17 protein-coding genes are annotated in these 15,639 nt (G+C 73.5%); 10 read left to right on the plus strand and 7 right to left on the minus strand.

Going from position 1 to position 15,639, the window contains the following annotated elements; translation table 11 throughout:
* Positions 1-40: 40 nt before the first annotated feature.
* From mmsA to AB0881_RS14675, 4 genes are read left to right on the plus strand one after another with little or no spacing between them, the layout of a single operon-like run.
* A complete protein-coding gene (mmsA, locus tag AB0881_RS14660) occupies positions 41-1,585 on the plus strand; it encodes a multiple monosaccharide ABC transporter ATP-binding protein (RefSeq protein ID WP_366617430.1) in 1,545 nt (514 codons plus the stop codon).
* Positions 1,582-2,838: a multiple monosaccharide ABC transporter permease gene (gene mmsB, locus AB0881_RS14665; protein ID WP_366617253.1), complete on the plus strand. Its 1,257-nt coding sequence runs from the start codon at positions 1,582-1,584 to the stop codon at positions 2,836-2,838. Before mmsA ends, mmsB begins: the two co-directional genes overlap by 4 nt.
* A 46-nt stretch (positions 2,839-2,884) precedes the next feature.
* Positions 2,885-4,069, plus strand: a complete 1,185-nt coding sequence (locus tag AB0881_RS14670; RefSeq protein ID WP_366617254.1) for an aldose epimerase family protein — start codon at positions 2,885-2,887, stop codon at positions 4,067-4,069.
* Between the two features lie 55 nt (positions 4,070-4,124).
* A complete protein-coding gene (locus AB0881_RS14675; protein ID WP_366617256.1) occupies positions 4,125-4,976 on the plus strand; it encodes an SMP-30/gluconolactonase/LRE family protein in 852 nt (283 codons plus the stop codon).
* A gap of 176 nt (positions 4,977-5,152) precedes the next feature.
* Here the strand turns inward: AB0881_RS14675 and AB0881_RS14680 are convergent, their stop codons facing one another.
* A complete protein-coding gene (locus AB0881_RS14680) occupies positions 5,153-5,422 on the minus strand; it encodes a helix-turn-helix transcriptional regulator (protein WP_366617258.1) in 270 nt (89 codons plus the stop codon).
* Positions 5,423-5,483: 61 nt separating this feature from the next.
* Between AB0881_RS14680 and map the strand changes: the two genes are divergently transcribed.
* The 4 genes from map to AB0881_RS14700 all read left to right on the plus strand — a co-directional run bounded on the left by map (position 5,484) and on the right by AB0881_RS14700 (position 8,823).
* On the plus strand, positions 5,484-6,251 hold the full coding sequence (gene map / locus AB0881_RS14685; RefSeq protein WP_366617260.1) for a type I methionyl aminopeptidase: 768 nt from the start codon (positions 5,484-5,486) through the stop codon (positions 6,249-6,251).
* Positions 6,252-6,317: 66 nt separating this feature from the next.
* Positions 6,318-7,424: a hypothetical protein gene (locus AB0881_RS14690; RefSeq protein WP_366617262.1), complete on the plus strand. Its 1,107-nt coding sequence runs from the start codon at positions 6,318-6,320 to the stop codon at positions 7,422-7,424.
* A 110-nt stretch (positions 7,425-7,534) separates the two neighbouring features.
* Complete coding sequence (locus AB0881_RS14695) at positions 7,535-8,332, plus strand: methyltransferase (RefSeq protein ID WP_366617264.1); 798 nt, start codon at positions 7,535-7,537, stop codon at positions 8,330-8,332.
* 71 nt (positions 8,333-8,403) lie between these two features.
* Complete coding sequence (locus tag AB0881_RS14700; protein WP_366617266.1) at positions 8,404-8,823, plus strand: hypothetical protein; 420 nt, start codon at positions 8,404-8,406, stop codon at positions 8,821-8,823.
* Here the strand turns inward: AB0881_RS14700 and AB0881_RS14705 are convergent.
* The 3 genes from AB0881_RS14705 to AB0881_RS14715 all read right to left on the minus strand — a co-directional run bounded on the left by AB0881_RS14705 (position 8,802) and on the right by AB0881_RS14715 (position 11,332).
* Positions 8,802-9,650: an MOSC N-terminal beta barrel domain-containing protein gene (locus AB0881_RS14705; RefSeq protein ID WP_366617268.1), complete on the minus strand. Its 849-nt coding sequence runs from the start codon at positions 9,648-9,650 to the stop codon at positions 8,802-8,804. The genes AB0881_RS14700 and AB0881_RS14705 overlap by 22 nt on opposite strands.
* A 105-nt stretch (positions 9,651-9,755) precedes the next feature.
* Complete coding sequence (locus tag AB0881_RS14710; protein ID WP_366617270.1) at positions 9,756-10,523, minus strand: ABC transporter permease; 768 nt, start codon at positions 10,521-10,523, stop codon at positions 9,756-9,758.
* Between the two features lie 23 nt (positions 10,524-10,546).
* Positions 10,547-11,332, minus strand: coding sequence for an ATP-binding cassette domain-containing protein (locus AB0881_RS14715; protein ID WP_366617271.1), 786 nt, complete (start codon positions 11,330-11,332; stop codon positions 10,547-10,549).
* A gap of 72 nt (positions 11,333-11,404) precedes the next feature.
* Between AB0881_RS14715 and AB0881_RS14720 the strand changes: the two genes are divergently transcribed.
* Both AB0881_RS14720 and ppk2 read left to right on the plus strand, forming a co-directional pair.
* A complete protein-coding gene (locus AB0881_RS14720) occupies positions 11,405-12,073 on the plus strand; it encodes a TetR/AcrR family transcriptional regulator (protein ID WP_366617272.1) in 669 nt (222 codons plus the stop codon).
* On the plus strand, positions 12,070-12,873 hold the full coding sequence (gene ppk2, locus AB0881_RS14725) for a polyphosphate kinase 2 (RefSeq protein WP_366617273.1): 804 nt from the start codon (positions 12,070-12,072) through the stop codon (positions 12,871-12,873). Before AB0881_RS14720 ends, ppk2 begins: the two co-directional genes overlap by 4 nt.
* Positions 12,874-12,890: 17 nt before the next feature.
* Here ppk2 and dmpG read toward each other — a convergent pair whose 3' ends face one another.
* From dmpG to AB0881_RS14740, 3 genes are read right to left on the minus strand one after another with little or no spacing between them, the layout of a single operon-like run.
* Positions 12,891-13,922 (minus strand): 4-hydroxy-2-oxovalerate aldolase, encoded by a 1,032-nt coding sequence (dmpG, locus tag AB0881_RS14730; protein ID WP_366617275.1) that lies wholly within the window; start codon positions 13,920-13,922, stop codon positions 12,891-12,893.
* A complete protein-coding gene (locus tag AB0881_RS14735) occupies positions 13,919-14,818 on the minus strand; it encodes an acetaldehyde dehydrogenase (acetylating) (RefSeq protein WP_366617276.1) in 900 nt (299 codons plus the stop codon). Before AB0881_RS14735 ends, dmpG begins: the two co-directional genes overlap by 4 nt.
* Positions 14,815-15,609, minus strand: a complete 795-nt coding sequence (locus AB0881_RS14740) for a 2-keto-4-pentenoate hydratase (RefSeq protein ID WP_366617278.1) — start codon at positions 15,607-15,609, stop codon at positions 14,815-14,817. Before AB0881_RS14740 ends, AB0881_RS14735 begins: the two co-directional genes overlap by 4 nt.
* Between the last annotated feature and the right edge of the window lie 30 nt (positions 15,610-15,639).

Consider the following 15,639-nt stretch of genomic DNA (forward strand, 5'->3'; position numbering starts at 1 on the left):
GACCGCCGGAAACGACGGGAACGGGCAGGACATCCTCGTGATGCGGGGGATCACCAAGACGTTCCCCGGCGTCCGCGCGCTGTCCGGCGTGGACCTGACCGTGCGGCGCGGCGAGATCCACGGGATCTGCGGCGAGAACGGCGCCGGCAAGTCCACGCTGATGAAGGTGCTGTCCGGGGTGTACCCGCACGGCTCGTACGAGGGGGAGATCTCCTTCGCGGGCGGGCCGTGCCGGTTCGCCGGCATCCGCGACAGCGAGGAGCGCGGCATCGTCATCATCCACCAGGAGCTGGCGCTGTGCCCGCAACTGTCGATCGCCGAGAACATCTTCCTCGGCAACGAGCGCACCGGCGGCCCGGCGCGGCGGCGCCTGCGCGGGCTCGCCCTGGTCGACTGGAACCGCACCAACCACGAGGCGGGCCGGCTGCTGGAGCGGGTCGGGCTGCCGGAGAGCCCGGTCACCCCGATCGCCGACCTCGGCGTCGGCAAGCAGCAGCTCGTCGAGATCGCCAAGGCGCTGTCCAAGCGGGTGCGGCTGCTGATCCTGGACGAGCCCACCGCCGCCCTCAACGACGAGGACTCCGCGCACCTGCTGGACCTGGTGCGCGGGCTGCGCGACGAGGGCATCACCTCGGTGATCATCTCGCACAAGCTGAACGAGGTGCTGGCGATCGCCGACCGGATCAGCATCCTGCGCGACGGCCGGATGATCGAGACGCTGGACCCGGCCGGGACCGACGTCACCGAGGACCGCATCATCGCCGGGATGGTGGGCCGCGACCTGGAGCACCGCTACCCGCCGCGCGAGCCGGACATCGGCGAGGAGGTGCTGCGGATCGAGGACTGGACGGTGCACAGCCCGTCCCAGCACTCCCGCCGGGTCGTGTCCGGCGCCGGGCTCACGCTGCGCCGCGGCGAGATCGTCGGGCTGGCCGGGCTGATGGGCGCGGGCCGTACCGAGCTGGCCATGAGCGTGTTCGGCCGCTCGTACGGGACGGGCGTCACCGGCCGGCTCTTCAAGGACGGGAAGGAGATCGAGGCGCGGACCGTGCGCGAGGCGATCGGGCACGGCATCGCGTACGCGACCGAGGACCGCAAGCGGTACGGCCTCAACCTGATCGAGGACATCCGGCGCAACGTGTCGGCCGCCGGGCTGGGCCGGCTGGCCCGGCGCGGCTGGGTGAACGGCAACGAGGAGTACCGCGTCGCCGAGGAGTACCGCGCCGGCATGAACATCAAGGCGCCGGACGTGCTCAGCGAGGTCGGCAAGCTCAGCGGCGGCAACCAGCAGAAGGTCGTGCTGTCCAAGTGGATCTTCACTGATCCGGACGTGCTGATCCTGGACGAGCCCACCCGCGGCATCGACGTCGGCGCCAAGTACGAGATCTACGCGATCGTGAACCGGCTGGCCGCCGAGGGGAAGGCGATCCTGCTGATCTCCTCGGAGCTGCCGGAGCTGCTCGGCATGTGCGACCGGATCTACACGATGGCGGCGGGCCGGATCACCGGCGAGGTCCCCCGCGCCGAGGCCACCCAGGAGCGCCTCATGACGTTCATGACCAGAGGACAGGAGCAGGCCGGATGAGCAGTACCGCACCCGCCGTGGCCAAGAGCGGGAACGGCGCCGGGTCGGGCCCGCCGAACGGCCGGTCCCCGGTCCGGCTCACCGTCAACATCAGGCAGAGCGGCATCTACATCGCGTTCGCCCTGATCGTGGCGCTGTTCACGGTGCTGACCGGCGGCGACCTGCTGCAGCCGCAGAACATCTCCAACATCATCGTGCAGAACAGCTACATCCTGATCCTGGCGATCGGGATGATCCTGGTCATCATCTCCGGGCACATCGACCTGTCGGTCGGCTCGGTCGTCGCGGTCACCGGCGCGGTGGCGGCGGTGCTGATGGTGAACCACGACGTGGCCTGGCCGCTCGCGCTGCTGCTCACGCTGGGCGCGGGCGCGCTGATCGGCGCCTGGCAGGGCTACTGGATCGCCTACTTCGGCATCCCGTCGTTCATCGTGACGCTGGCCGGGATGCTGCTGTTCCGCGCGCTGACGCTGACCGTGCTGGGCAACCAGGGCATCGGCCCGTTCCCGGACGAGATCCGCACGCTGTCGAACGGCTTCACCGGCGGCTACCTCGGCAACGTCGCGCTGGGCCCGCTGGGCGGCGCCGACCTGGTCAGCCTGCTGGCCGGGATCGGGGCGGTGGCCGGGCTGGCGGTCGCGCAGTGGCGGACCCGCAAGGCGCGGCTCGGCTACAAGCAGACCGTCGACCCGATGCCGGTCTTCCTGCTGAAGATCGCCGCCGCCGGGGTGCTGATCATGGCGGTGACGATCCAGCTCGCCCGGTTCCGCAACCTGCCGTGGGTGCTGGTGCTGCTGTCCGCGCTGGTCCTCGGCTATTCGCTGCTCACCAACCGCGCGGTGTTCGGCCGCCGGATCTACGCGGTGGGCGGCAACCTCCAGGCCGCGACGCTGTCCGGCGTCAAGGTCAGGTCGGTCGTCTTCTGGATCTTCGTCAACATGGGCGTGCTGTCCGCGCTGGCCGGCGTCATCTTCGCGGGCCGGCTCAACCAGGCGGGCCCGACCGCGGGCAACGCGTTCGAGCTGGACGCGATCGCGGCGGCGTTCATCGGCGGCGCGGCCGTCCAGGGCGGGGTCGGCAAGGTGGTCGGCGCGATCACCGGCGGCCTCATCATGGGCGTGATCAACAACGGGATGTCGCTGATCGGCGCGCCCAGCGAGCGGGTGATGCTCGTCAAGGGCATCGTCCTGCTGGCCGCGGTCGCGTTCGACGTCTGGACCAAGCGCCGCTCCGGCGCGCCCGTCCTCCGCTAGCTCCACCTCCGTTCAGCTCCACCTCCGTTCCGAGAGGAGAGAGTTCATGAGGTACGTCCGACCCCAGGCCGCCGCGGCGGGCACGGTGCTCGCCGCGGCGCTGGCCGCCGGCCCGGTTCCGTCCGCGGGAGCCGCGCCCGCGGCGCCCGGAAGCGCGCCGGGGATCTCCAAGGAGCCGTTCGGGCGGCTCGCCGACGGGACCGCGATCGAGCGGTACACGCTGAGCAACGGGCGCGGGATGCGCGTCCGGGTGCTCACGTACGGCGGGATCGTCCAGAGCCTGGAAGTGCCCGACCGGCGCGGCAGGCCCGGCAACGTCGCGCTCGGCTTCGCCTCGCTGGACGGCTACACCAGCGAGGCGTACACGACCGCGAACCCGTACTTCGGCGCCATCATCGGCCGGTACGGCAACCGCATCGGCGGCGCGGAGTTCACCCTCGACGGCACTACGTACGAGCTGGCCGCCAACAACGGGCCGAACAGCCTGCACGGCGGCGACAAGGGCTTCGACGAGCGCGTCTGGAAGGCCGTCCCGGCCAAGGAGGACGGGAACGTCTCCCTGCGCATGACCCGTACCAGCCCCGACGGCGAGGAGGGCTACCCCGGCACGCTGGAGACGGCGGTCACCTACACCGTCACCGCGCGCGGCGAGCTGCGGATCTCGTACCGGGCGACCACCGACCGGCCCACGGTCGTCAACCTGACCAACCACACCTACTTCAACCTCGCCGGTGAGGGGTCCGGCGACGTCTACGACCACCGGCTCCAGGTGAACGCGAGCCGCTACACGCCGGTGGACTCCACTCTCATCCCCACGGGCGGGCTCGCGCCCGTGCGGGGCACGCCGTTCGACTTCACGCGCCCGCACGCCATCGGCGAGCGGATCCGCGACGGGCACCCGCAGATCCTCATCGGCCAGGGCTACGACCACAACTACGTCCTGGACCGCGCGGGCTCCGGCCTGGCGCGGGCCGCGCGGGTCACCGAGCCGTCCAGCGGGCGGACGATGGAGGTGCTCACCACCGAGCCCGGCCTGCAGTTCTATTCCGGTAACTTCCTGACCGGCACGCTGAAGGGGACGAGCGGGAAGGTCTACCGGCAGGGCGACGGGTTCTGCCTGGAGACGCAGCACTTCCCCGACTCCCCCAACCAGCCGCGGTTCCCGTCCACGACGCTGCGGCCGGGTCAGGTGTACGACACGACCACGGTCTACGCGTTCTCCGCGCGCTGACCACGCCTTCCGGGGGCGGCCGGGCGACCAGCCGCCCCCGGCCCCCGTTGGGAGCATGACGTTGACGTACGAGATCGCCGCGGCCGCGGGCGCGACGCTGGGCGAGGGCCCGACCTGGGATCCGGTGGCGGGCCGGCTGCTGTGGGTGGACATCCTGGCGTGCGAGGTGCGCGCGTACGACCCGGCCGCGGGCACCGACACGCTCGTGCGCCGGACAGGTCAGCACGTCGGGGCGGCCAAGCCGCGGGCCGGCGGCGGGCTGGTGGCCAACCTGCGCGACGGCGTGGGCCTGTACGACCCGGACGGGTCGTTCCGCTGGCTGGCGGAGCTGCCCGCGGACGGGTGCCGGGGCAACGACGCGGCGGTGGGCCCGGACGGCGCGCTGTGGGCGGGGACGATGGCCTACGACGAGCGGTCGGGCGCGGGCGTCCTGCGCCGGGTGCGGCCGGACGGGCGGGTCTCGACGGTCCTGGACGGCGTGACGATCAGCAACGGCGTGGCGTGGAGCCCGGACGGACGGCTCATGTACTACGTGGACACGCCGACGGGGCGGATCGACGTTTTCGACTTCGACCCCGATGAGGGGCTGGCGTCCGGCCGGCGCCCGTTCGCCGAGGTGACCGGGCCGGGAAGCCCGGACGGGCTGACCGTGGACGCCGCCGGCCGCGTCTGGGTGGCGCTGTGGGGCGGCGGCCGGGTGGTGCGCTTCGATCCGGCCGGACGGGCGGAGGGGGCCGTGGAGTTCCCGGCGGCGCAGACGACGGCGTGCGCGTTCGGCGGTCCCGGCCTGCGCGACCTGTACGTCACCAGCGCCGCGGTGGGAACGGACGGCGCCGCGCACGCGGGCTCGCTGTTCGTCGTCCCGGACGCCGGCGAGGGGCTGCCCGCCCCCGCGTTCGGCGGCTGAGGACGCGCCGCCGGTCACGTCCCGTGAACGCTTATTGGCACAGAGCCAAGAGGGTGGAAATCGCGGCGGGATTCCAGGACGGTGTCGGGGAGCACGACGATCTCCTGGAGGGTGGCATGAGCATCTACCTAGCCGGGCCGGCGGGGCCGGCCGGGCGGGGCGGGGACCGGCGGCGGTCAGGCCGTCAGGGCCCGGTCGCCGTCCGGTTCGGCGCACGCGGCCGCCAGGTCGGTCAGCGAGAGGTCCAGCGCCGCGGCCAGCGCCGCGACGGTAAAGAACGCCGGGGTCGGCGCGCGGCCGGTCTCGATCTTGCGCAGCGTCTCGGCCGACAGCCCGGCCGCCGCGGCCACCTCCACCATGCTGCGGGGGCCGCGGGCCTGCCGCAGCAGCGCGCCCAGCCGCTCGCCGCGGGCGCGCTCGGACGGGGTCAACGGAGTCCTCACCATGCCTCGATACTAATACCGTGATACTTATACCGGTATAAGTATTGCGAGAGAGGAGCACGGCATGGTGGAGATCAAGGACCGGGCGGCGATCGACGGGATGCGCGAGGCCGGGCGCGTGGTGGCGAACGCCCTGGCCGCCGTGGAGAAGGCCGCCGCCATCGGCGTGACGCTGCGCGAGCTGGACGGGGTGGCCCGCGACGTCCTGCGGGAGGCGGGCGCGGACTCGCCGTTCCTGGGCTACCGGCCGTCGTTCGCGCCCACCCCGTTCCCCGGGGTGATCTGCGCGTCGGTGAACGACGCCATCGTGCACGGCGTGCCGAGCGACTACCGGCTGCGCGACGGGGACCTGGTGGGCATCGACTGCGGCGCCACGCTGGACGGCTGGACCGGCGACGCCGCGACCACGTTCACCGTGGGCACGCCCCGTCCCGGCGACCTGGAACTGGTCGCCGCGACCCGGAACGCGCTGGAGGCGGGCATCGCGGCGGCCGTCGCGGGCGGCCGGCTCGGCGACATCTCGCACGCCATCGGCTCGGCCGCGAAGGCGGGCGGGTACGGCATGCCGGCCGACTTCGGCGGGCACGGGATCGGCCGCACCATGCACGAGGACCCGCACGTCCCCAACCGGGGCCGCCCGAACCGCGGCTTCCCGCTCCGGCCCGGCCTGACGCTGGCCATCGAGCCGATGTTCATCGCCGGCGGGCGCGACGGCTACCACGCCGGGAGCGACGGCTGGACGCTCTACACCGACGACGGCAGCCGCGCCGCCCACATCGAGCACACGATCGCCGTCACCGAGGACGGGCCGCGGGTGCTGACGCTGCCCTGAAGGCCGCCCCGAAAATCGCGCGGGGAGTGACAAGACTTCGCCAGTGTCCACTGGGAAAGTCGCGCCATGAGACCCATGCGACGCATGTTCGCCGGAACGGCGCTGCTCTGCTCGCTCGGCGCCGCCACCGCGCTCCCCGCGCTCCCCGCGCACGCCGAGGAGCCCGCCTTCCAGGGGGTGGGCCTGCCCTTCCTGTGGCCGAGCGCCGGCATCGCCGACGTCACGGCCTTCGGCCCGGACGACGTCTGGATCGGCGGCGGGCAGGGCGCGTTCTGCATCCCGCAGATCGCCAGCTGGGGCTGCTACGTCAGCAGCGCGGGCAACCCCGTGGCACGCCGCTGGACGGGCGCGCGGTGGCAGGAGTACGCGCTGCCCGGCTACTCCGGCAACGGCACCCTCGCCACGGTCCAGGGCACCGCGCCCGACGACGTCTGGGCCGTCGCCTGGCAGGACGGCGCCTCGCGGTACCTCGCCCGGTTCGACGGCACCGCGTTCACCGAGGTGGAGCCTCCCCCGGACAGCGTCTACCTCGACGTGTTCTCCGGGGCGGGCGGCACCTGGCTGGCCGCGGGCCCCCGGTCGGGCGGGCAGGCGCTCTACCGGCGCGAGGGGAACGCCTGGGCGCGGACCGTCCCCGCGTCCCTCACCATCGTGCGGAACGTGCGGGCGCGTACCCCCACCGACGTCTGGGCCACTGGGACGGAACCGGTCGGCAACGGGGTGCGCAGCGCCCTCGCCCGCTGGGACGGGCGGTCCTGGCAGCGGGTCGCGTCCCCCGAACCCGGGGAGCACATCGCCGACGTGCTGCCCGTGTCGGCCACCGAGGTGTGGGCCGTCCCGGACGACGACGACCTGGAGACCGCCTGGCGCTGGGACGGGTCGGCGTGGTCGCGCGTCGCCGCGCCGGCCGGCACCGAGCTGCGGCACCTGGCCGTGGACGGCGCGGGCACCGTCTGGGCGGGCGGCCGGGAGGCCGTCATGGTGGACGGCTACACGCGCTACCGGCCGGTCCTCCTGTACCGCGACGGGAGCGAATGGCGGCGGATCGCGATCGCCCTGCCGTGGGGGGCGAACTCGATGAGCGTCACCGGGCTGGCCGCCGTACCCGGCACCGGCGGGATCTGGGTCGCCGCCAACACCGACATCGGCCCGCGGGTCCTCCGGCGGCGATGACGGGCGCCGGAACAGGGGAAGGTTTGTCCGGTTCGGGTCCCTGGGAAGGGAGGTGGCCGAGAGATCACGGCCCGGCCGCCCGGATCCCCCGGCCGAGCGGCCCCGGCAGCGTGGCCGGATGCGCGGATCGGGGCGCCAGAAGGGATCGCGTCATCGACCTCACCAACGACGAGCACTACCAGCGACTCGCCAAGACCTATGAACGGAACTGGGCGGACCGTCCGGAGTACGTCGCCTGGATGGCCGACCGCATCATGTCCTGGCTCGACCCCAGGCCCGGTGACCGGGTCGCCGACATCGGCTCGGGCACCGGGCTCTTCCTGAGGAGGCTGCTGGAGACGGCCTCGGCGGGCACGCCCATCCTGTGCGTCGACCCGTCCCAGCACATGCTCGACCTGCTCCCCGCCGACCCCCGCCTCTCCCCCGTCCGCGCGACCGCCGAGCAGATCGCGGCGGGCGAGGTCGCGATGCCGTACGAGAAGGTGGACGTGTTCGTCTTCAAGGAGGCGATCCACCATGTCAAGGACATCCCCGCCACGCTGAGCGGCCTGGCCGGGCGGCTCGCGCCCGGCGGGCGGATCCTGGTCGTCACGCTCCCGCGGCGGCTCGAGTATCCGCTGTTCCCCGAGGCGCTGGACCGCTTCGCCGCCAACCAGCCCGAGCCCGGCCTCATCGCGGCGGCGATGGCGGCGGCCGGGCTGGACACCGAGCACCGGTCCGAGGAGTACGCCGTCACGATCGACCGGGAGCAGTGGATCGACCTGGTCCGCAACCGGTGGATGTCGGTGCTGTCGACGTTCTCCGCCGAGGAGATCGACGAGGGCGCGGACACGATCCGGCTGCTGCACCCCGAACACGAGATCACCTACACCGACCGCTTCGCGTTCATCCAGGGCGTCAAGCGCTGACGTCCCGGCGCGCCCCCGCCCGGCCGGATCCGGACCTGGGCGGGGGACGCCGCCGGTGGAATGATCGGCGCGTGGCGACTCCTCCCCGCAAGACCCTGCCGGTCGGCTACAGCCGGCCCGTCGCATGGACGTTCCTCGCCGTCGGGATCTTCAACCTGATCGGCGGGCTGCTGATCCTGGCGAGAGGCAGCGGGCCGATCATCAACCTGCTGCTCGGCGTGCTGTTCATCGTGCTCGGCTCGCTCTACTTCAGCCGGCGGTACTTCACGTACACCACCCACACCCGGACGGTCGAGGTGATCGCCCCCATCGGGACGCGCCGGACGTTCCAGGCGGCGGGCGGCGACTCCTTCGCCGTCGAGGGCAAGAAGATCGTGCTCGTCCGGGCGGACGGCGGGCGCAAGAAGCTGCCGGTGAACCGCTTCCTCGCGAACGCCGCCGAATGGGACGCAGTCGCCGCGGCGATCGCTCAGGCGCCCGAGCGGGCCTGAGCGGCCTCCCGGCTCCACTCGGTCACCAGGAACGCGTCGCCCACGGCCAGCGCGCCCGGCCGCACGACGGAGAACTTGGTGCCGAACGCGACGCCGCCGCCGTCCGCCCGGCGGTACGCGGCGAGCGTCCGCAGCGGTTCCGGGCCGTCCTTCGCGCCGCGCCGCTGGTCCACCATCGTGACGGCGCAGCGGATGGCGAGCTTGGCGAACGCGAGCTCCGCCGTCCCGGCGCGGGCCGAGCGGACCGCGTCCTCCGCGTGCGGCCCGTCCCGGCCGTCGACGACGATGTTGGGCCGGAACCGGTCCATCGGCAGCGGCGGGCGGCCGGCCTCGGCGAGCCGCGCGTTCAGCCCGTCCAGGCTCGCGCGGGAGACGAGGTGGACCGGGCTGCCGTCGGCGTACCCGGAGGTGCCGCGCGTCAGCCCGCCGGTCACCCGGTCGTGCTCGGGCGGCACCCGGACGAGCCGGCTCGGCGCGCCGAGGAACTCCGACAGCCAGCCCGCCGCGTCCGGCCCCTGGTCGATGCCCTGGTACGCGGCGCCGAACAGCTCCACGCCGCGGCGCTCGGCGCCGAGGTCGACCGCCAGGTCCAGCGGCTCCATCCCGGGGGCGCGCAGCGTGAGCCGCCCGCCGTCCGCGGTGATCTCGGGGCGGACGAGGGCGAGCCGCGGGTCGCGGCGCTGGCTGCGGAACGTCCCCTCCTCGGTGACGGCCATGAACGTGCGGTCGTGGGCGAGCCCGGCCGCGCCCAGCGGGGACGCGGCCACCGCCACGCCCGCGCAGCCCTTGACCGGGTAGGTCACCAGTTCGACGACGACGGCCGTCACGTTCGCCCCCTTCTGCCGGATGATCGCGACGTTACGGTCCGCGCCGCGCCGCGGGCCAGTGCGGGCGGCCGTTCCTGACACGAATCCGTCAGTTATCACCGCCCGTCACCGCGCGGACCGGAACATGCGGGCCCCCGCGACGAGGCAGGCGGCGGCGGTCGCCAGCGTGACGGCGGTGCCGAGCGCGACCGTCCCGGACGTGTAGTGCCCGAGGAACGCCTCGCGGACGGCGTCGACGGTGTACCGGAACGGGACGGCGCGCGACACCGCGTCCAGCCAGCCCGGCCCCAGGCTCATCGGCAGCAGCACGCCGGACAGCAGCATGAGCGGCAGCATCGCGGTGTTGGTGATGGCCGCGAACTCCGGTGTGGAGCGGACGTGCATCGCCAGCCCGTACGACAGCGCCGAAAGCGCCGTCGCGAGCACGGCCACGAACGCGAGGCCGAGCAGGACGCCGGGCAGCGGGGCGCGCAGGCCGAGCGCCAGCCCGAGCAGCACCAGCAGCACGGACTGGACGAGCAGCTGCACGGCGTCGCGCAGCGTGCGGCCCAGCAGCAGCGCCAGGGGGCTGACCGGGGTGACCCGCATGCGGTCGATGACGCCGAGCGTCCGGTCCATCATGATCCCGAGGCCCACGAACGAGCCGCCCAGCAGCGCGAGCTGCACGAGCAGGCCGGGCACCAGGACCTGCCAGGACGAGCCGTCGCCGAGCCCGAACCCGGTCAGCAGCGGGCCGAACAGGGCGAGGAACAGCAGCGGCTGGAGCATGCCGAAGAACATGTTCGTCTTCGAGCGGAGCGTGGCGCGCATGTAGCGGCCGAAGACGACGCCGGTGTCGGTGAGGAGGCGGGCGTCGGGGAGGAGGCGGGGCATCGGTCCTGCTTTCTCGTTGCGGGTCAGATCGCGACGGGCGCCGGGTCGGCGGGGGCGGCGCGCCCGGTGATGGCGAGGAACGCGTCCTGGAGGCTCGCGGTCGGGCCGCCCGCGTACCGGCGTTTGAGGTCGGCGGGCGAGCCCTCGGCCACGACGGAGCCGGCGTCCACGACCACCACCCGGTCGGCGAGCGCGTCGGCCTCGTCCAGGTAGTGCGTGGTCAGGAAGATCGTGGTGCCGTGCTCGGCGCGGATCCGCCGGATCAGGTCCCACAGGCCGGCGCGGGCGCCGGGGTCGAGTCCGGTGGTGGGCTCGTCCAGGAACAGGACCGCGGGCCGGTTGACCAGGCCGAGCGCGATCTCCAGGCGGCGGCGCTGGCCGCCGGACAGCGCGGCGGTGGGGCGGTCGAGCAGCCCGGTGAGGTCCAGGCCGGCCGCGACCTCCGCAGCGCGCTCCCGCGCGGCGGCCTTGGGCAGCCGGTGCAGCCGGGCCTGGGTGACCAGCTCCTCGCGGGCGGCGCACGCGGGGTCGAGGCCGCCGGACTGGGCCACGTACCCGATCCGCTCGCGCACCCGCGCGGGCTCGCGGAGCAGGTCGTGCCCGGCGACCTCGGCCGTGCCGCCGGTCGGCGGCAGCAGCGTGGTGAGCATCCGCAGGGTGGTGGTCTTGCCGGCGCCGTTCGGGCCGAGGAAGCCGAGGATCTCGCCCGGCGGCACGGTCAGGTCGATGCCGCGCACGGCGTGGACGGGGCCGCTCTTGAGGGTGAACGTCCGGGCGAGCGCCCGGGTCCGGATGGCTGGAGTGGACATGCGCAGAGAAAACCATAATCCGCTCCAAACTTGCAATCGACTTAAAGTTTGGAGTGCGGTTAGACTACGGCCATGACGGAGGGGCTGCGCGAGCGCAAGAAGCGGGCGACCCGGCAGCGGATCGCCGAGGCCGCCACGGAGCTGTTCGTGGCGCGCGGCTTCGCCGAGGTGACGATCGCGGAGGTCGCCGAGGCCGCCGAGGTGTCGGTCAACACCGTCTACAACTACTTCGAGTCCAAGGAGGACCTGGTCCTGCCGCCGGACCGGGCCTCGGCCGGGCGGCTGGCGGACATCGTGCGCGAGCGGCCGGCCGGCACGTCCCCCGCGCGGGCCGTGCTCGCGCGGCTCCGCGCCGAGATCCGGGCCCGGGACCGCGCCCTGGGCCTGACGGAGGGATTCGGGCGCGTCTTCGGGATGATGCGGGCCGCGCCCACGCTCCTGGCGCGGCTGGAGGACCTCGGCGAGCGGATGACCGCCGAGCTCGCGGGCGTCCTGGCCGAGGAGGCCGGCGCCGCCCCGGACGACCCGCTCCCCCGCCTGGTCGCGGCCCAGATCGGCTGGTGCCACGAGCAGGTCCTCGGCGAGATCGGCCGCCGCACCGCCGCCGGCGAGGACCCCGGCACGATCGCCGCCGCCGTGCCGGCGCTCCTCGACGTGATCGAGGGGCTGCTGGGCGAGCGCGTTCTGGACTACCCGGGGGAGGCGTTCCGGGCGCCCGGGGACGGTACAACTCGTTCATGAGCAGAGACGGCAGGATGCCCCGGAAGGTCTACGAGCGCGAGCTGTTCCGGTTGCAGGGCGAGCTGGTGAAGCTCCAGGAATGGGTGCGCGCCGAGGGCGCCCGGCTGGTGGTGGTGTTCGAGGGGCGGGACGCGGCGGGCAAGGGCGGCGCCATCCGCCGCGTGTCGCAGTACCTCAACCCGCGGGTCGCGCGGATCGCGGCACTGCCCGCGCCGACCGGCCGCGAGGCGTCGCAGTGGTACTTCCAGCGGTACGTCCAGCACCTGCCGGCGGCCGGGGAGATGGTGCTGTTCGACCGGTCCTGGTACAACCGCGCCGGGGTCGAGCGGGTGATGGGGTTCTGCACCGACGACGAGTACCGGCGGTTCCTGCACCAGTGCCCGGTGTTCGAGCGGCTGCTGGTCGAGGACGGGATCCTGCTGCGCAAGTACTGGTTCTCGGTCAGCGACGAGGAGCAGGCGCGGCGGTTCCAGCGCCGGGCCGACGACCCGATGCGGCGCTGGAAGCTGTCCCCGATGGACCTGGAGTCGATCACGCGGTGGGAGGACTACTCCCGCGCCAAGGACGACATGTTCGTGCACACCGACATCCCGGAGGCGCCCTGGTACGTCGTCGACAGCGACGACAAGCGGACGGCGCGGATCAACATGATCGCGCACCTGCTGTCGACGGTGCCGTACCAGGACGTCACCGAACCGGCGCTGGAGCTGCCGGAACGGCCGCCGTCCACGGGGTACGAGCGGCCGTCCCGGGACACCCAGCACTACGTGCCCGACCACGCGGCGACGGTCACCGGGTGACGGTCACCGCGTGACGGTCACAGGCCGGCCGGGGCGCCGTCCCGCTCGGCGGCCAGCTGGAGCGCCACGTCGATGATCATGTCCTCCTGGCCGCCGACGTAGCCGGCCTCGCCGACCTTCTGCAGGATCGCGTGCGCCGGGACGCCGTAGCGTTCGGCTGCGCGCTCGGCGTGCAGCAGGAAGCTGGAGTAGACCCCCGCGTACCCCTGCGTGATCGCCGACCGGTCGGCGAACGGCAGCCGCGGCAGGAACGGCCGGACGACGTCCTGCGCAGCGGCCATCACGCCCTGCACGTCCACGCCGGTGCCGATCCCCATCCGCTCGAACGTCGCGGCGACGATCTCGGTCGGGGCGTTGCCGGCGCCGGCGCCGAGGGCGCACAGCGCGCCGTCGATCTGGCGGGCGCCGTTCTGCACGGCCAGGACGGAGTTGGCGACGCCGAGGGAGAGGTTCTGGTGGCCGTGGAAGCCGACCTCCGCCTCCGCGCCGATCTCCTCGACCAGGGCGGCGACCCGGGCCTGCGCGTCGCCGAGCACCATGGCGCCGGCCGAGTCGACGACGTACACGCACTGCGCGCCCGCGTCCACCATGATCCGCGCCTGCGCGGCCAGCTCGGCGGCGCCGACGCGGTGCGACAGCATCAGGAAGCCGACGGTCTCCATGCCGAGGTCGCGGGCGGCGGCGAAGTGCTGCGCCGACACGTCGGCCTCGGTGCAGTGGGTGGCGATCCGGGCGACGGACGCGCCCGCGCCGCGCGCCCGCTTCAGGTCCTCGACCGTGCCGAGGCCGGGCAGCAGCAGCACCGCGATCTTCGCCCGGGTCGCCTCGTCGACGGCGGCGCCGATCAGCTTGATCTCGTCTTCCAGCGAGAACCCGTAGTTGAACGAGGACCCGCCGAGGCCGTCGCCGTGCGCGACCTCGATGACCTCCACGCCCGCGCTGTCGAGGGCGTGCACGACACCGCGCACCTCGCCCTCGGTGAAGCGGTGCGCCATGGCGTGGCTGCCGTCGCGCAGCGTGGAGTCGGTGATCCTGATCTTCTCGCTCACGCGGTCACCTTCTTTCCGGCGGCCAGCCGCTCGCCCACGGAGGCGGCGGCCGCGGTCATGATGTCGAGGTTGCCGGCCCACGGCGGCAGGTAGTCGCCGTTGCCCCTGACCTCCAGGAACACCGCGACGCGGGCGCTGTCGTTCCAGATGTCGCGCGGGCCGTCGAACTGCGGCTCGGCGCGCAGCGTGTAGCCGGGGACGTACGCGGCCACCTTCTCCACCATCGCGTGCACGGACTCGGCGATGGCGGCGGTGTCGGCGTCGGCCGGGATCGCGCAGAACACCGTGTCCCGCATGATCATCGGCGGGTCCACCGGGTTCAGGATGATGATCGCCTTGCCCCGGTCCGCGTTGCCGACCCGCTCGATCGCGCGGGCCGTGGTCTGGGTGAACTCGTCGATGTTCGCCCGGGTGCCCGGCCCCGCCGAGCGCGACGCGATGGACGCGACGATCTCGGCGTACGCGACCGGGACCACCGAGGAGACCGCGTGCACGATCGGGATGGTGGCCTGGCCGCCGCAGGTGATCATGTTGAGGTTGGGCGCGTCCGCGAGGGAGTCCAGGTTGACCGGCGGGCAGACGAACGGGCCCGCCGCGGCCGGGGTCAGGTCGATCGCCTGGATGCCCGCCGCCGCGTACCGGGGCGCGTTGGCCAGGTGCGCCTTGGCGGAGGTGGCCTCGAAGACCAGGTCGGGCAGCTCGTCCTGGGCCAGCAGCCAGTCCACGCCGCCCGCCGACGCCTCGACGCCCATCTCGCGGGCGCGGGCGAGCCCGTCGGACGCCGGGTCGACGCCCACCATCGAGTGGACGTCGATCGCGTCGCTGCGCAGCAGCTTGACCAGCAGGTCGGTGCCGATGTTGCCGGGGCCGACGATCGCGGCCGTCGCCTTGCTCATGAGCTCTCCCCTCGGAAGCGCGCCGTCACGTTCCCGATCCCGGCGAACGCGGCGGTGTAGGTGTCGCCGGGCGCGACCGGCACGGCGGCGGTGATCGAGCCGGGCAGCACGACGTGCCCGGCCTCCAGCGTGACGCCCATCGGGCCGAGCACGTTCGCCAGCCAGACCAGCGCGTTGAGCGGGGAGCCGAGCACGGCCCCGCCCGCCCCCGTGTCGACCAGGTCGCCGTCGCGGTACAGCAGGCAGCCGGCCAGCGCCAGGTCCAGCCCGGCCGGGCTCACCGGGGTGGTGCCGAGCACGACGCCGCCGCTGGAGGCGTTGTCGGCGACCGTGTCGGGCAGCGTGATCCTCCAGTCCGCGATCCGGGAGTCGATGATCTCCAGCGCGGGCAGCACGAAGTCCACCGCCGCGGCGGCGTCGGCCGCCGTCACGCCCGGCCCGGCCAGCGGCCGGCCCAGCACGAACGCGATCTCCGGCTCGATCCGCGGCTGCAGGAACGCGCCGGTGTCGATCGGGGCGCTGTCCGCGTGGAACATCGTGTCCAGCAGGTGCCCGTAGTCCGGCTGGTCCACGCCGAGCTGCCGCTGCATCGCCGCCGAGGTGAGCCCCACCTTGTGGCCCTTGATCCGCGCGCCGTCCGCGAGCCACCGCTCGACCTGCGCGCGCTGGATCGCGTACGCGCCCTCCAGCGAGAGGCCCGGCGCCTCCTCGGTGAGCGGCCGCACCGGGATGCCCGTGGCGTACGCCCCCAGCAGCGCGCCGGCCGCCTTCTCCACGGATGCAGGGTCCATGGCCGTCCTTTCGTTTCGTTTCCGCTGGAC

Source organism: Spirillospora sp. NPDC029432 (assembly GCF_040703975.1).
Classification (GTDB): domain Bacteria; phylum Actinomycetota; class Actinomycetes; order Streptosporangiales; family Streptosporangiaceae; genus Spirillospora.

What these genes read in the sequence shown, in the direction of transcription:
- mmsA (WP_366617430.1), top strand. Translation starts at nt 41, where the DNA reads ATGCGGGGGATCACCAAGACGTTCCCCGGCGTCCGCGCGCTGTCCGGC.
- mmsB (WP_366617253.1), top strand. Translation starts at nt 1,582, where the DNA reads ATGAGCAGTACCGCACCCGCCGTGGCCAAGAGCGGGAACGGCGCCGGG.
- AB0881_RS14670 (WP_366617254.1), top strand. Translation starts at nt 2,885, where the DNA reads ATGAGGTACGTCCGACCCCAGGCCGCCGCGGCGGGCACGGTGCTCGCC.
- AB0881_RS14675 (WP_366617256.1), top strand. Translation starts at nt 4,125, where the DNA reads ATGACGTTGACGTACGAGATCGCCGCGGCCGCGGGCGCGACGCTGGGC.
- AB0881_RS14680 (WP_366617258.1), bottom strand. Translation starts at nt 5,422, where the DNA reads ATGGTGAGGACTCCGTTGACCCCGTCCGAGCGCGCCCGCGGCGAGCGG.
- map (WP_366617260.1), top strand. Translation starts at nt 5,484, where the DNA reads ATGGTGGAGATCAAGGACCGGGCGGCGATCGACGGGATGCGCGAGGCC.
- AB0881_RS14690 (WP_366617262.1), top strand. Translation starts at nt 6,318, where the DNA reads ATGAGACCCATGCGACGCATGTTCGCCGGAACGGCGCTGCTCTGCTCG.
- AB0881_RS14710 (WP_366617270.1), bottom strand. Translation starts at nt 10,523, where the DNA reads ATGCCCCGCCTCCTCCCCGACGCCCGCCTCCTCACCGACACCGGCGTC.
- AB0881_RS14715 (WP_366617271.1), bottom strand. Translation starts at nt 11,332, where the DNA reads ATGTCCACTCCAGCCATCCGGACCCGGGCGCTCGCCCGGACGTTCACC.
- AB0881_RS14720 (WP_366617272.1), top strand. Translation starts at nt 11,405, where the DNA reads ATGACGGAGGGGCTGCGCGAGCGCAAGAAGCGGGCGACCCGGCAGCGG.
- ppk2 (WP_366617273.1), top strand. Translation starts at nt 12,070, where the DNA reads ATGAGCAGAGACGGCAGGATGCCCCGGAAGGTCTACGAGCGCGAGCTG.
- AB0881_RS14735 (WP_366617276.1), bottom strand. Translation starts at nt 14,818, where the DNA reads ATGAGCAAGGCGACGGCCGCGATCGTCGGCCCCGGCAACATCGGCACC.
- AB0881_RS14740 (WP_366617278.1), bottom strand. Translation starts at nt 15,609, where the DNA reads ATGGACCCTGCATCCGTGGAGAAGGCGGCCGGCGCGCTGCTGGGGGCG.